Genomic DNA, 14,646 nt, shown 5'->3' with positions numbered 1-14,646 from the left:
CCCAGAGATGTCCCAAGCAATATTTCTATAACCGACCCTATTCACATCCAAGTTAGTTATGATGAGAGGGGTGAAAGAGAGGAGTCATAAATTGAGCATTGCACTTATTACCGGTATCACTGGCCAAGATGGTACTCATCTGACTAAATTATTGCTAAGTAAGGGTTATGTTGTCCATGGAGTAATAAATGGGCAGAAGAATGCGCCGCATATTGCATTTCAAACTCTGTTTCCAGATGTAATTCTCCACCATGCCGACCTAACTGATCTCTCAAGCCTTATTCGCGTCTTAGATAAAGTCCGTCCGGTTGAGATTTATAACTTAGGTGCAATAAGTTTCGTCGGGCTTAGCTTTTTGCAGCCTGAGCTCACTGCGGATGTAACGGGACTTGGATGTTTAAGACTTCTTGAAAGCATCCGACAGTTACATATGGAAAATTCTATAAAATTTTATCAAGCATCTTCTTCTGAAATGTTCGGCAAAGTTAGGGAAGTTCCTCAGACAGAATTGACACCTTTCCACCCGCGCTCACCATACGGCGTAGCAAAGACATTTGCGCATTACACAAGCGTTAATTATCGAGAAGCATATTCAATGTTTATTGCGACTGGAATTCTTTTTAATCACGAAGGTGAGCACCGAGGTTATGAATTTGTGACAAGGAAGATTACCTCCAATATTGCTCGGATCAAGCTTGGCAAACAGTCTCGTTTTTCTTTAGGTGATTTGAATCCCCAAAGAGACTGGGGTTATGCGGGAGACTACGTGGAGTCAATGTGGAGGATGTTGCAAAATCCAACCGCAGATGATTTCGTAATTGCTACTGGCAAAATGCATTCTGTGCGTGATTTTGTTGAAGCGGCTTTAGCGTCTGCTGATCTAAAGGGTGATGTTGAACAGTACGTCGACTATGACCAAAATATGAAGCGACCTTCAGAAGTAGATTTATTGATCGGAGATGCTACTAAAGCAAAAACCATTCTTGGATGGGAGCCATCTACAAGCTTTGACGAGTTGGTGGACATTATGGTTCAAAATGATCTGAAATTAGAAAGTCAGAGGTCTTAGTGCTATTTCTCCGAGAAGTCACTAGTAAAAAATGACCTTTGAAATTTTCGAAGCCAAGCCATTGCTTCCCATTGATCTAGTAGAAATCTCTCGTATTAGGGCCGTCCACCAAACGGAGAGTATGGCCATTAATTTTTTGCGACCCACAACTGGGACGCCTCAAAAGAATAAGAAGATTAGAAACTTCATTGTTTCTGAGATACTAAAATTTGCTCCACGAAATAGCAGCCGGCGTGAGTTCTTAAGAAGGTTCTGGAGATTCGTCCCAAACTCATTCAAACTGACAATCTTGGCGAAGAATGGTTGGTTATCTGATACCCGAGAAAGATTTGCAATTTCTTCCTCCTTTAATATTGATCGCGGTTTTGGAATTAGAACATCGGATGCACCATTGGTATCGGTGGTTATTCCGGTGCATAACAAATACCATCTAACACTCCAATGTCTACGTGCTTTACAGAGTAATTCAGACATTACTCCTTTTGAAATCATTGTAGTTGATGATGCTTCAAGTGATTGGACAGCGTCGGCACTCTCAAACATTAGAGGAATACGAGTCTTTAGTGTTCAGGAGAATCTTGGTTACCTTCGTGCAACTAACCTAGGGATTTCGGCGACACGAGGAAAATATGTAGCGTTACTAAACAATGACACCATTCCAATTAGTGGTTGGCTTGATCGTCTAGTGAACGAACTCGAGAGTAATTCAAAGATTGGAATCGTCGGCGCGAAACTCCTTTATCCAAACATGCAAGTGCAAGAATTGGGTAGTCAGATATTTAGTGACGGTTCAGGATGGAACTTAGGGAAGTACGCAGACCACTTTTCGCCGGAGCATTCATTCACGAGAGAAGTTGATTATGTAAGTGCCGCGGCCATACTTGTGCGATCAGATCTTCTCGCTAAGACAAATGGTTTTGATGAGCTCTATATTCCCGCGTACTATGAAGATGTTGATTTAGCAATGCAAGCCCGCAAGAATGGCTTGAAAGTTGTCGCCGTACATGACTCTTTTGTGATTCACATCGAAGGCGGGAGCCATGGCTCGAGTACAAATCAAGGAGTTAAGCAATTCCAAGTAGTAAATAAGTCAAAATTCATCGAGAAATGGAGGGATGAATTAGTCCAACATTGGGATTCTAATATTGGGCCGAGGTTAGAATCTAAGCGGAATTCAAAAGGTATTGTCTTGATTTACGACTCTCAAATCCCACAGGGCTTACGTGATGCCGGTTCTCAGCGTGCCGTGCAAATTGCCAAGGAGCTGTCAGATGAAGGATTTCATGTAATTTATTTCTCACCCGATCAATCGGTATCTATAATTGATGTTTTGCAGTTTCGTGATGAAGGAATTGAAATTCATACAAATCACGATTTGTTAATTGCAAGTCTAGCAAATCGTGAGAATCGTATCCGAGGATTCTGGATTCAGCGAATAAGCATCGCGAGTTCTTTTTTTGATTTGATCCGTAAGAAATTTCCAAACGCTCCCATCATATTCGACACGATCGATTTAGTGTCAAGTCGAGTTCGGCAAGAAAATCTAGAAGGCATTCAATCAGAGATGACATTGAGCGAGGCAACTAGATTAGAAGATAAGTTTACATCCCATGCATCAATAACGTTGACAGTCTCTGAGGAAGAGAAAAGACAATTACAATCGCGAGTCCCTTCAGCGAAGATCGAAAATTTATGGATGTCATATGAAACAGTTAAAGATTCAACGTATAAAGACAACTTGGAAAATATTGGCTTATTTGTGGGAAATTTTCGACACACACCAAACAAAGTTTCTGTAACTTGGTTTATTAAAGAGGTGCTTCCAAGAGTACGTGCGATAAACCATGATTTTATATTAAATGTGATCGGAACTGGATTAAGTCCAAATGAAATCGCTAACCTAAGTTTCGAAGGTGTTAACTTTCTTGGTTTTGTAGATGACTTAGGACCAGCTTATGAGTCAGCCAAAGTAGTTGTTATTCCTTTGCAATATGGTGCAGGAATCAAAGGCAAGACCTGCGAGGCACTAAGTCATTCATCGGTTGTTGTCTCCACGACATTTGGCGTAGAAGGGCTTAGCTTAACGGATGGCGTTGAATATCTTCTTGCTGATAATGCCGATGATTTCGCACATCAAGTAAACAGGGTTTTACATGACGAAGAATTGAGAAAGGAAATGTCACAAGCGGCTTTGAATTATGCCTATTCCAAACTTTCTCGCAATTCCTTTTCTGTGAAAGTGAAGAAAATTGCACAAATCTTCCAATAAACCCTTCGTGGATGTCCTTCTGGCAACATTCAATGGAGGTAAGTATTTAGAGGAGCAACTAGAATCCTTAGTTTGTCAGGAAGGTGTGACCGTTAGGGTCTGGGCTAATGATGATGGTTCAACCGATGAAACATTAGCTATTTTGAAAAAATGGCAAAGAAAGGGATTAATAAAGGATATATCTAAGTCTCAAGGTGTTGGCAGTACTGGAGCCTTCCTGAGATTGCTCTCAGAACATTCAGATTCAGAGTATGTTGCCTTTTGCGATCAGGATGATATCTGGGAACCAAAAAAATTAGCGATGCAGTTACTAAAGATTACGAACTGTATGCCCGCCTGTGTCACATCGCAGAGACTTTTCATTGATAACTCTAACAGGATAATTGGTGTCTCAAAGAAATTGAGGAGAAGCCCAAGTTTTGAAAATGCAATGTTTGAAAATATTGCGCCAGGAAATACCTTGCTCTTGAACAATCAGGCTATAAATGCGATTAACAGATATCAGGACGCTCCCATAAAGTATTACGACTCCTGGATTTATCTGCTACTCACTTTTGTTGGAAAAGTCGAATACATTCATCAGCCGTTGATAAGATATCGAATTCACGAAACAAATCTTGTTGGTCTACGGAAGTACAACGTCGGTCGGTTTATAGATTCAGCTGAAAGCTATTTGAGCCAAATAAGGTTTTTGAACGAGATTAACGAAAGAGATCTCAAGCAAGGCCAAAATTCCGCTCTTACCGAATTGAGATTAATAAGTGAGTGTAAAGGTAAAATAAAGAAGGTAATCTCAATTCTAAAGTACCCCTTAGAGCGCCAGCGCAGAATTGATCAGGTCGGGATCAAGTTGACACTTCTAGTATTGGTTTTGAGTTCCAGATTCTAGAAATTACTTGATTAATGCAAGCAGATAACTGCCATATGGATTTGTTCCGTACCCTTGAGCTAAAGTTTCTAGATCTGAGTCTGAGATCCAACCATTGGACCATGCAATTTCTTCAAGGCAGGAGATTTTGCTTCCTTGTCGTTCTTCAATAATCTGTACATAGGAGGAAGCAGCATGGAGAGTTTGAATAGTTCCGGTGTCTAGCCAGGTAGTCCCTCGTTCAAGGATCATTGTATTAAGTTGGTTCATATTTAAGTAAAACTCATTAATTGAAGTAATCTCTAGCTCGCTACGTTTGCTCGGCTCAATATTTTTAGCGATCTCCACTACTTGAGAGTCATAAAAATAGAGTCCTGGAACTGCAAAGTTGGACTTTGGAGCTAGGGGTTTTTCTTCGATAGATAAAACTTTGCCGGTTTCTGCAAACTCAACAACGCCGTATCTTTCCGGATCGGCTACTTTGTACGCAAAAATAGTTGCACCTTCATTTGTGTTTATGGTCTCCAATTGACGACCAAGACCAACTCCATGAAAGATGTTGTCACCCAAAATAAGTGAAATACTCTTGCCGCCGATGAATTCTTCGCCAATTAGGAATGCTTCAGCCAAACCATTTGGTTTATCTTGTGTTGCATACTCAAAAGACGCTCCATATTGCGATCCATCCCCCAAAAGTCTTTGAAATGAGGCTAAGTCTTCGGGAGTAGTAATAATCAGAACTTCTCTGATTCCAGCGAGAAAAAGAGTTCCGAGAGGGTAGTGAATGAGAGGTTTGTCGTATACAGGAAGAAGTTGTTTGCTCACACCTTTTGTGATTGGCCAGAGTCGCGACCCGGTACCTCCTGCAAGGACAATTCCTTTCATATATTAAGCCTAGCGGGTAAAGTGGATATATTGAATCCGTTCCGAATGAGGTGAAATGCGTTTATTAGTAACTGGCGCCGCAGGGTTCATCGGGTCAAATTTCGTGCGAATGATCGCTCATGGCCGAATCGAGGGCATCTCAAGTGTCGTGGTTTTGGACAAACTAACCTATGCAGGGATCAAAGCGAATTTAACGAAGGCCGAAAGCTTCGCAAAATACTCGTTTTTTGAAGGTGATATTTGTGACTCCAATTTGGTGGCGAGTCTTTTGGATCAAGTCGACGCCGTCGTTAACTTCGCCGCAGAATCTCATGTAGATCGATCTATTTCAGGGGCAGCCGATTTCGTACAAACAAACATAGTTGGCATTCAGGTCTTATTAGATTCGATAAAAGCTTCAAAACGAAAGATAAGGTTTCTGCAGGTATCCACAGATGAAGTTTATGGCTCTATCGAGTCAGGTTCATGGAGTGAAGAATTCCCGTTACTACCAAACTCACCCTATTCAGCCAGTAAGGCAAGTGGTGAACTATTGGCGCGTTCCTATAACAGAACGCACGGGATGGATGTAGTGATTACTCGTTGCAGTAATAATTACGGAACACATCATTTTCCAGAGAAATTGATACCTCTGTTTATAACAAATTTAATAGAAGGAAAAAAAGTTCCTGTTTACGGTAGTGGTAAAAATGTGCGGGATTGGCTTCATGTCGACGACCACTGCCGAGGAATTTATTCAGTTTTAATGAATGGTGGCTCCGGTGAGGTTTATAACATCGGTGGTGGACGTGAGTTAACAAATATTGAGATTACTGGTCTGATCCTTGAAGCCATGGGTGCTGATAAATCTTCAATTGAATATGTTGAGGATCGGAAAGGTCACGATCTTCGTTACAGTGTTGATTGGACTAAGATAAACCGAGAACTTGGATATGAGCCACATGTTAAGTTTGAAGATGGTTTAAGGGAAACAATTCAGTGGTACCGAGACAATGAAGAGTGGTGGAAGCCACTCAAGAATCGTTGATGGACAAATGTCTTGGTTGATCACTGGTGCAAATGGGCAGCTAGGTCGAGCCCTGTCACTTGTGCTTAATGAACGAGGCATAAACAATATTTGCTTGGGATCTAAAGATTTGGACATAACGATTTCAAATGATGTGGTTGCAAAGATGTGTTCAATCATACCTAGTGTGATCATAAATGCCGCAGCTTGGACTAATGTGGATGGAGCAGAGTTAGACCCAGCTGGTGCACATGCAGTAAACGCACAAGGAGCTGCGAATCTCGCAAGAGCTGCGAAGTTACTTGGGGCTGTTTTTGCACACATCTCAACAGACTATGTGTTTTCAGGCATTCGAACTCAACCTTGGCAAGAAGATGACTTGCGCGCGCCAATTTCTGTGTATGGCGAGAGCAAAGCTGCAGGCGAAGTGGCTGTACTAAATGAGTATTCTGATAGAACGTACGTTTTCCGTACCGCATGGCTATACAGCCCGTGGGGTAGAAATTTTGTGAAGACTATCATTAAAACAGCATTAGAAGAAGACAAGATATCTGTTGTAGATGACCAGTTTGGACAGCCAACTTCTGCTATTGATTTAGCTAATCAGATTGTTGACTCAATCTTGAGTGAAATACCGTTTGGAATTTATCATGCAACAAATAGTGGTGAGTGTTCATGGTTTGATTTAGCTAAAGAAATTTTTCAGTTAAGTGGTATCTCTGTTTCAAGGGTAGTTCCAGTCTCGACATCAACTCACACCCAAATGGCAAGGCGGCCTTCATATTCTGTACTAGGACATGATTCATGGATAGATTTACCACCAATGCGAGATTGGCGAATTGCGCTAGTAGAAAGCTTTGATCAGATTCTACTCGCCGTAGAAAATGAAAAGTGAATCGGCGATTAGAGTACTGAGAAAAGCAAAACTTAAATGATTATCAAGTAGAATCTGTATCATGAATTCTGCAGACTTTAATGATTGTTCTGATTTAGAGAGTCGTGCTGAAAACTCACTCGACTACCACTTTTTTAAGAAACAACTTCGAAGCATTGGGATTTATCGATTGAGTCGATCAAATTACTTTTCTTTCTTTATTCAAAATCCTCGTTTAGAGATTTCTCCAAATAGGCATTTCAACACTTCATGGTACCTAATGCAAAATCCTGAAGTACGTCAGTCAACTGAGCATCCGTATTTAACTTATCTCGATACCGGTTTCAAAGAAAATAGGCTTCCAAATGAATTGATTAGTTTAGAAGAAGTGCGAACTCTTCGGTTCGGTTCCATCTATTCACCAGTTGAAGTATTACAAGAAAAAACGACAAGTAAACTTTATGAATGGTTAGAAAAAAGTTTACATCAGAAGTTTCTAACAATTAAATCAATTTGTAAAATTATTTGGAAAACTCGTCATGATTCTGCTCAAAGAAGAAAGACAGTATTTAAAATTGATTTATGCGTCACACCGGGAAAAACTTATCGAAGTGCTTATGAAAACTATTCGCGAATTTGTTCTGCAATTGGAAACTCAGGTCCCTTGGGAAGAGTATTGAAAACTGATGCTCACAATGAATCTGGTCGATATTCGATTAGTATCCCATTGACCCCAATTATTTCTCAGTTCGCCGAAAAAGTTGACTGTATTGAGATAGACGCCGATGTTATTGCAGAAGCAAGGTTGCATACAAAAACTCCTCAAAATACCGAGATAACGCAAAGTACGATTACACAAATGCCTTTTAGTAGGGGTGAGTTTGATTGCATTTTAGATTTTTCCACGATCGATCATTTAAGTTTAGAAGAGTCGAAATTAGCTCTAAGAGAATATGAACGAGTATCAAGTTCTGATCCACTGATTGTTATAGTCGTCTGGACTAGCGACCAGTACCTTGTCGATCAAGTAAATTTGCAGACGTATTTTTCAAAAACAGATTTCAGGTTTAACCTAGAAAATGTCTTCAATGTATATTTTGAGAAGAATCTGCTAATCGTCGAAAACGGAACCCTTGTTTTGTATGTTTGTTCAAAAAAGGTGTCACGTGGCTAAAATAGAGAAAATCTTTGATAAGTCAATTCTGATTCAGAGTTCAGGAATAAGAGGTTTATCTCTTATTCCCACACATCTTTTGTATATAGTTTACTTACTTAGGAAGTCTTGGCACACTTTTGAATGTTCAAGAGTTTTTTATATGCCTAGATTTGTAGAGGAAAATCCAAGATATAGTTTTCTGAGACATGGAACTCCAAGCTCTTATTTGAGAAAAAGGGGTCAAACCACTTACCTTTACCCGTATTTGAAAAATTTGAACCAAAGATACGAAGATCTCGTCAATCTGATTGACGTGGATGGACTCAGTATAGTTGATGTTAATGCCGGACATGGGAATCTAATTTTTTATCTACCAAAAAATACTCGGTATCGTGGGAATGACATCTATCCCCAAGCGCGGCATGTAGAAAGGTTAACGGACGAAATCTTCGTTAAGTCAATTGAGGAAGTTGACGTGCTGTGTATTTTTGGATGGAGCACAGGGGGGGCGTTTGTTGAAAGTGAAACCCAAGATGATTCGCTTGAATATTTGTTGGAGAAATATCAACCCCGCTACTTTGTCCTAGAATCTATTTCAGAATATCAAGACCTGATGATTCGTCGTTTTGATCGAGCTCTGCAAAGATATTCTAAACTGTCAAGCTTTCAATATGATGTTGGAGGAAGACATCCACACAGAATAATGTTGGTATTTGAGTTCAAAGGAAGCGCGTTGTGATTATTGAACCCCTGGCAATCGTAGGGACTTGGATAGCCACTTCGCCGATTTTAACTGATGATCGTGGCTATTTTCGTGAGTGGTTTAAGTTCGGTGAATTGCAAAAAGCAACGGGAATGGACTTCAGGGTTGAGCAATCAAATATTTCACTTTCATCGGCGGGGACTCTGCGAGGGATCCACTACAGCATCGCGCAACGAGGGCAGGCAAAGTGGATTACATGCATATCGGGTTCAATACAAGACGTGATTGTGGATATTCGCCCAGAATCCATAACATTTGGCAAGTGGATTGATGTTGAGTTAAAGGGTGATTCGGGAAAAGCAGTTTTGATTAGCGAGGGCTTGGGCCACGGCTTCCTGGCACTCGAAGATAACACCACAGTTGCTTACTTGGTCTCGACTCCCTTTTCACCAACAGATGAATTCGAAATCAATCCACTTGATGAAAAAATCGCAATCAAGTGGGGTATGGATTTGAGTTCACTAAAGATTTCAGTAAAAGACAAGATTGCGCCAACTCTTGCTGAGCGATTAGCTGAAGGAAAACTTCCGAAGTAATTTGCAATGTGGCTTGGGCCGGGATCGAACCGGCGACCTAACGATTTTCAGTCGTTCGCTCGTACCAACTGAGCTACCAAGCCAAACAAGGTTCTGATATCGGCCTTAAATAAGTACGACATCAAAACCTTTGCGACCCGGACGGGACTTGAACCCGCGACCTCCGCCGTGACAGGGCGGCGCGCTAACCAACTGCGCTACCGGGCCTTAAGTGATTGATAAACATAAGTGGCTCTTATGTCACTCTCAAAGCCTTTACTACTTTTACTGCAGGTAATGCGTGCCCCCAACGGGATTCGAACCCGTGTTACCGCCGTGAAAGGGCGATGTCCTAGGCCCCTAGACGATGGGGACGTTCTAAGGCTTGGCAATCTTACCCGTGATTAAGCGTGCGACCAAACCCGATTATTAAGCGCAGAAAGGGGTAATTTCGAGCATACAAAAAGGTTGCCAGCCAAGTTTCCTTGGCCGACAACCTTTTTGGGAATTACTTTTATAGAGACCAGCGAACGGTTACTGAAACTGTGATCTTCTGCTCGCCAAGATCGATCTGAGTTGATGCATCCTCTGCCTTAGCTGAAGCAACGTAGACAGGGTAAACAGATGGTGATGAATCTTCATTCAGGAAAACAACCTTGCCAAGCTTTACGCCTAACAACTTCGCGTATGAAGTTGCCTTTGCCTTCGCGCGCTTTACTGCGAACTCGCGAGCGATCTCAGTTGCCTTATCTGAATCCAAAACAAATGGTGAAGCGTTGTTGATCTGAACATTGTCGCCACCTGCGGCAACAATTGCATCTACTACTGCGCCAGCTGTTGCAGCTGCGCGAACAGTGATACTAAATGTTTGTGTAGCGCGGTATCCGCTTAGTACAGCACCACCATTGTTTGGGTAGGTGTACTCAGGGTTTACAGAAATTGATTGTGATGAAACATCTTTAGTTGAGATTTTGTTTGCAACAAGTGCTTTACGAACTTCAGTTGAAGTTGTTCCAGCTGTTGCAAGCGCTTCCTTTGATGTCTTGCCAAGAACAGAAACTGTTGCGCTTACGCGTACTGCGTCAGGCACAACGGTAGTTGTTCCTGTTGCGCTAACAGTGATGTAGCGAGTTGCCTCAGCTGCATTTGCAGGCATCGACAATCCGACACCTCCGATTAGGGCGATGGCTACGGAAAGGATGGCGATGATGCGAAGTTTTTTGGATTTCATGTTCTAAGTATCTCCTATTTTCTGTGGTGGGCGTTAATTAATGCTGGGAATAGTGAGAGAATCGGCGGGTGAGCCAGTTCATGTCAAAGTGCAGCGCAGATGTGATGTCGGGTGCTGCTGAAAACTTATTGGCTGGAAACCTTGTCGCATTTCCTACAGAGACTGTTTATGGATTAGGTGCCGATGCGACAAATGCTGATGCGGTTGCGCGGATTTATGCAGTAAAAGGCAGGCCTGCAGATCACCCATTAATTGTGCATGTTGCATCGATGGATGCGATGGGTGAATGGGCGGCGGAAGTGTCTGGATATGCGATTGCGTTGGCGCGTGATTTTTGGCCAGGGCCGATGACTTTGATTATGAAGCGAAGTGAGTTGGCCGGAGATTTTGTAACAGGTGGGCAGGAGACGGTTGGGGTTCGTGTGCCGGCGCATCCTGTGGCATTGGGATTGTTAGAAGCTTTTGCGCGGGTGGGTGGCAAGGGCGTTGCTGCACCAAGTGCCAATCGATTTGGAAACGTTTCACCAACAACGGCGCAAGCGGTGGCAGATGAATTGGGTGAGTATTTGGCAGATGCGGATCAGATTCTTGATGGCGGTGCGTGCGATGTGGGTGTTGAGTCAACGATTATTGATTGCACTGGGGATGTTCCAAGAATTTTGCGTCCGGGGGCTGTCACTATTGCAATGATTGAAGAGTCCACAGGGCTAGAAGTTGTTGGGGCTGTGGAAAGCGCAGAGATCCGTGTCAGTGGTTCATTAGAGAGTCACTACGCGCCGGTGGCAACAGTTGTATTGGATCATTCCCCCGTTGTAGGTCAAGGATTTATTGCCATGGCAGATGTGGTGACACCCGAAGGGGTTGTGCGATTGGCTGCGCCGAAAACGCATGATGAGTTTGCGCGGGTTTTATATGCAGCACTTCGCGCCGCCGATGAAAAAGGTTTGGAGACAGTTGTTGTTGCACAGCCACAGGGCGATGGAATTGCGATTGCAATTCGTGACCGGTTAAAGCGAGCCGCACATTCTGGTTCACAGAATTAAGTGATTAGGATTTTCCAATGAGCATTAGCGCTAGCCAGTTTGCGATTTTAGGTGTAGCAGCTTTTGCGTTAACTGGTTTATTAACCTGGCCTGTAAGGGCTTTAGCGATTCGTTTAGGTGCAATGGATGCGCCGAATTTAGCCCGTAAAACACAGGCAGAACCTGTGCCTTACTTGGGTGGCGTAGCGATTGCATTTGGTATTTCGATTGTGACATTTGCTGCGGTCTTTGTTGGAGGAAGTGATTATGCATCTGATAACAGCGACCAGCTTAAGGATTTAGCTTTTACTGTTTTGCTACCGGCGTTGGTGCTTGGTGCAATAGGTTTGTTTGATGATCTGCGCTCGCTATCACCGTGGCCACGATTGATTGCACAAACAGTTGTTGGAACAACGGTTGCGTTTGTAATTGTTCAAAACGGAACGATAGGAACACCGTTTGGTTCTGGAAGTTCGGCAGATTCTGGATCGTGGATCAATACATTGGTCACGATTTTGTGGATCGTTGGAATTTGTAACAGTATTAACTTCTTTGACAATTTAGATGGGGCGGCATCGGGTGCGGTAGCCATCGCTGCGCTGGGTGTATTTGTTATTGCGTTTGATCGCGGGCAGGAATTGGTAAGCGCGCTTTCAATTGTTACAGCTGGTGCAACTATCGGATTTTTAATGTGGAACAAATCCCCCGCAAAGATTTATATGGGCGATGCAGGCGCGCTGTTTTTGGGAATCATTATTTCTGTGGCAACTATTCGATTAAATCCAGGGATTGTTCCAACGTGGAAATCTTTGGCGATTCCGGTGATGTTGTTAGCGGTGCCATTGCTTGATACATGTGTTGCTGTTTTCTCGCGTTTGTCTCGTGGATTGTCACCGCTGACTGGTGGCAAGGATCATCTGTCTCATCGTTTAGTGCGCGGTGGATTAACCCGACCTGTGGCTGCTATTTCATTGTGGGCATCTGCAGGTGTGTGCGCGGTAATTGCAGTTGGGGTTTATATGTATCCAGATTCTTGGGGTTCCTTATTAATAGGTGTATTCGGCGCTGGCTGGTTGCTGGCTTTGGTGCTGTTTTTGCGCACCCCATCTCACGACTAAATCCATCTCTGCTTTGATTTTGGGCATGGCGCCAAGGCTCTAAATCTCCGATACGATTGCGCCCGCAGCAGTGATTTACGCGTAAAACCCGTAGAAACTGCGTGCAGTGGGGCCTATAGCTCAGTCGGTAGAGCAACGGACTTTTAATCCGTGGGTCGACGGTTCGAGCCCGTCTGGGCCCACAATTCTTTCTCGATACCCCGCCTATGTGCGGGGTTTTTTGTTGCGCAGGGGACTTGCCTGCAAATATGTATGTAATAAAGAGGTGTAAATGGTCATTTATGGTCATTGACTCGGGTAATCTTCGCGACTGGTAAACCCCTTCCCCACGCTCGCAGCATTGATTTAAGCGTAATACCTTAGAGATATGTCCGTTTTGTCCGTTCTCCGCTACAAATGACCGGTCAATGCGTAGAAGCAGATAGAAGGACGCTTCTACGAACGGGGATTTATTCATGGCAACAACGAGCTCGACTCCACACGCGTGGACTGTCGGCGACCTGGGGGCTTTTTACACCCAGCACCGCGCTGAGCTCATGGCCCATGCATCTCGTGTTCTCAAGGATTCAATCAAGGCTGAGGAAATCACTCAGGATGCCTTGATCAAGTTCATGCTCGCGGCCCCCGAGCTTGAATCAGAGGATCACGCACTCTCCTATCTGCACCGGACCATCGAAAATCTTTGCATTGATCTTTTCCGTGCCGAAGGCCGTCGCCCAAATTTGGTTGTAATCGATGATGCAACAGCTGAAGTTGAAGCTGCTTGGCAAAACAATGGCGATCACTCAGCTGCGATGTCAGCTGCAGAAGATGCCGCAATTATTCGCCAGGCACTCGCTCTTCTTTCTCCTGCAGAGCGCGCAGCACTTGTGATGTGGGAAATGGAAGGCCGCTCAACGGGGGAGATTGCGGCCGAACTTGGAATCAAAGAATCTGCCGTGCGTCACACAGTTTCACGCGCTCGCGCTTCGTTGCGCAAGGTTCTTTCAACACTTGTTATTAATGAAGAAACCGGTCTTACTGCGCTCGATGCACTTTCGACTACATACAAGAAAGCTGCAGAGCTTGCACAAAAATCATCTAAGGCGGCACTGTCATTACTTTTGGTAATCACTGCATTCCTGGGATTCACATCTTTGACGGGGAACGAGGGGGTTCGGGTTCCAGGTGTAGTCGACGTATCTACGACACCGGAAACATCCCCGTCATCTATTTCTAAGCAAACACCAGCAGCGCTTGCTGCCACTAAGGCTGCGGCTGCACAAGCTGCTGCAAAGAAAGCCCAGCAAGCCGCAATCAATATCAAAGCTGCAGCACTTTCATTCTTTGGGCTAGATAACCAAGGAGTGCCAACTGGTTTCACAGTTACAGATGCAAACAATGTATTTGGTAAAGCACGCGTAACAAAGGGTTACTCAACTGTTAATGCAAACGGATTAATTGTTGCAAATCAATTCATTACCGGTTCAGTTGGTCCAAATGTCTTGATCGATCAGCAAATCACAGTTGACGGAACAGGCACTAACTACACAGCAAATACTGTGAATGTGGGCTTTGCAGGTAACTGGAACTCAGTTGAAATCAACAGTATTGATTCAGTTGTAGAGCGACTTGCTAATGGCCAATACCTAGTAACAGCAACTATCCATATTGGTTACCTAAATCCAACGACTTTCAGCATCGCTACAGGTGCTCGTGGATATGACATATCGGATGCACCAAAGAGCATCACAACTCGAATTTTATTGAACTCAGGAAAAACCCAAATCATCGCGCAGGCAGCGCAGGTATTGGAGAAGTAAAAAGAATTCCTTCGTTTCCACCGGAATGGAACGAAGGATTTGGTGAATCAGCACGTGCGATTCATCGA

Annotated in this window: 13 protein-coding genes and 4 tRNA genes; 12 read left to right on the top strand and 5 right to left on the bottom strand. The window is 43.5% G+C overall.

Translation table 11 applies throughout. From position 1 onward, the window contains the following. Window positions 1-91 precede the first annotated feature (91 nt). The 3 genes from AC8GFU_RS06920 to AC8GFU_RS06910 are packed head-to-tail and all read left to right on the top strand — an operon-like array spanning window position 92 to window position 4,227. The gene (locus tag AC8GFU_RS06920; protein WP_506626405.1) at window positions 92-1,069 is read left to right on the top strand and encodes a GDP-mannose 4,6-dehydratase; all 978 of its coding nucleotides are present in this window, start codon (window positions 92-94) and stop codon (window positions 1,067-1,069) included. 31 nt (window positions 1,070-1,100) lie between these two features. Next, window positions 1,101-3,338 (top strand): glycosyltransferase, encoded by a 2,238-nt coding sequence (locus tag AC8GFU_RS06915; RefSeq protein WP_506626404.1) that lies wholly within the window; start codon window positions 1,101-1,103, stop codon window positions 3,336-3,338. 7 nt (window positions 3,339-3,345) lie between these two features. Then, on the top strand, window positions 3,346-4,227 hold the full coding sequence (locus tag AC8GFU_RS06910) for a glycosyltransferase (protein WP_506626403.1): 882 nt from the start codon (window positions 3,346-3,348) through the stop codon (window positions 4,225-4,227). Window positions 4,228-4,230: 3 nt separating this feature from the next. Here the strand turns inward: AC8GFU_RS06910 and rfbA are convergent, their stop codons facing one another. Continuing rightward, window positions 4,231-5,091, bottom strand: coding sequence for a glucose-1-phosphate thymidylyltransferase RfbA (gene rfbA / locus AC8GFU_RS06905; protein WP_506626402.1), 861 nt, complete (start codon window positions 5,089-5,091; stop codon window positions 4,231-4,233). Between the two features lie 55 nt (window positions 5,092-5,146). On the opposite strand from rfbA, the gene rfbB reads away from it, so the two are divergent. From rfbB to AC8GFU_RS06880, 5 genes are all read left to right on the top strand, one after another. Continuing rightward, a complete protein-coding gene (rfbB, locus tag AC8GFU_RS06900) occupies window positions 5,147-6,118 on the top strand; it encodes a dTDP-glucose 4,6-dehydratase (protein WP_506626401.1) in 972 nt (323 codons plus the stop codon). A 7-nt stretch (window positions 6,119-6,125) separates the two neighbouring features. Beyond that, window positions 6,126-6,992 carry a dTDP-4-dehydrorhamnose reductase gene (gene rfbD / locus AC8GFU_RS06895; RefSeq protein WP_506626400.1) on the top strand — a complete coding sequence of 289 codons (867 nt, stop codon included), beginning with the start codon at window positions 6,126-6,128 and terminating at the stop codon, window positions 6,990-6,992. Between the two features lie 61 nt (window positions 6,993-7,053). Beyond that, a complete protein-coding gene (locus AC8GFU_RS06890) occupies window positions 7,054-8,145 on the top strand; it encodes a class I SAM-dependent methyltransferase (RefSeq protein WP_506626399.1) in 1,092 nt (363 codons plus the stop codon). Beyond that, window positions 8,138-8,866, top strand: coding sequence for a hypothetical protein (locus AC8GFU_RS06885; RefSeq protein ID WP_506626398.1), 729 nt, complete (start codon window positions 8,138-8,140; stop codon window positions 8,864-8,866). Before AC8GFU_RS06890 ends, AC8GFU_RS06885 begins: the two co-directional genes overlap by 8 nt. Continuing rightward, window positions 8,863-9,426: a dTDP-4-dehydrorhamnose 3,5-epimerase family protein gene (locus AC8GFU_RS06880; RefSeq protein WP_506626397.1), complete on the top strand. Its 564-nt coding sequence runs from the start codon at window positions 8,863-8,865 to the stop codon at window positions 9,424-9,426. The genes AC8GFU_RS06885 and AC8GFU_RS06880 overlap by 4 nt, the downstream gene beginning before the upstream one ends. A gap of 9 nt (window positions 9,427-9,435) precedes the next feature. Here AC8GFU_RS06880 and AC8GFU_RS06875 read toward each other — a convergent pair. From AC8GFU_RS06875 to AC8GFU_RS06860, 4 genes are all read right to left on the bottom strand, one after another. Further along, window positions 9,436-9,509, bottom strand: a tRNA-Phe gene (locus AC8GFU_RS06875). A 50-nt stretch (window positions 9,510-9,559) separates the two neighbouring features. Then, window positions 9,560-9,633, bottom strand: a tRNA-Asp gene (locus AC8GFU_RS06870). A gap of 74 nt (window positions 9,634-9,707) precedes the next feature. Continuing rightward, window positions 9,708-9,780 (bottom strand) — tRNA-Glu (locus AC8GFU_RS06865). A gap of 139 nt (window positions 9,781-9,919) precedes the next feature. Next, a complete protein-coding gene (locus AC8GFU_RS06860; RefSeq protein ID WP_506626396.1) occupies window positions 9,920-10,636 on the bottom strand; it encodes an SIMPL domain-containing protein in 717 nt (238 codons plus the stop codon). A gap of 104 nt (window positions 10,637-10,740) precedes the next feature. On the opposite strand from AC8GFU_RS06860, the gene AC8GFU_RS06855 reads away from it, so the two are divergent. The 4 genes from AC8GFU_RS06855 to AC8GFU_RS06840 all read left to right on the top strand — a co-directional run bounded on the left by AC8GFU_RS06855 (window position 10,741) and on the right by AC8GFU_RS06840 (window position 14,578). Beyond that, window positions 10,741-11,679 carry an L-threonylcarbamoyladenylate synthase gene (locus AC8GFU_RS06855; RefSeq protein ID WP_506627179.1) on the top strand — a complete coding sequence of 313 codons (939 nt, stop codon included), beginning with the start codon at window positions 10,741-10,743 and terminating at the stop codon, window positions 11,677-11,679. 17 nt (window positions 11,680-11,696) lie between these two features. After that, on the top strand, window positions 11,697-12,776 hold the full coding sequence (locus AC8GFU_RS06850; RefSeq protein WP_506626395.1) for a glycosyltransferase family 4 protein: 1,080 nt from the start codon (window positions 11,697-11,699) through the stop codon (window positions 12,774-12,776). Window positions 12,777-12,885: 109 nt separating this feature from the next. Beyond that, window positions 12,886-12,958 (top strand) — tRNA-Lys (locus AC8GFU_RS06845). Window positions 12,959-13,231: 273 nt separating this feature from the next. Continuing rightward, the gene (locus AC8GFU_RS06840; protein ID WP_506626394.1) at window positions 13,232-14,578 is read left to right on the top strand and encodes an RNA polymerase sigma factor; all 1,347 of its coding nucleotides are present in this window, start codon (window positions 13,232-13,234) and stop codon (window positions 14,576-14,578) included. Window positions 14,579-14,646: the final 68 nt, after the last annotated feature.

Source organism: Planktophila warneckei (SeqCode) (assembly GCF_965234675.1).
Classification (GTDB): Bacteria; Actinomycetota; Actinomycetes; order Nanopelagicales; family Nanopelagicaceae; genus Planktophila; species Planktophila warneckei.
Note: the sequence above shows the minus strand (reverse complement) of the source record. Positions and strands in the feature narration are given on the sequence as shown.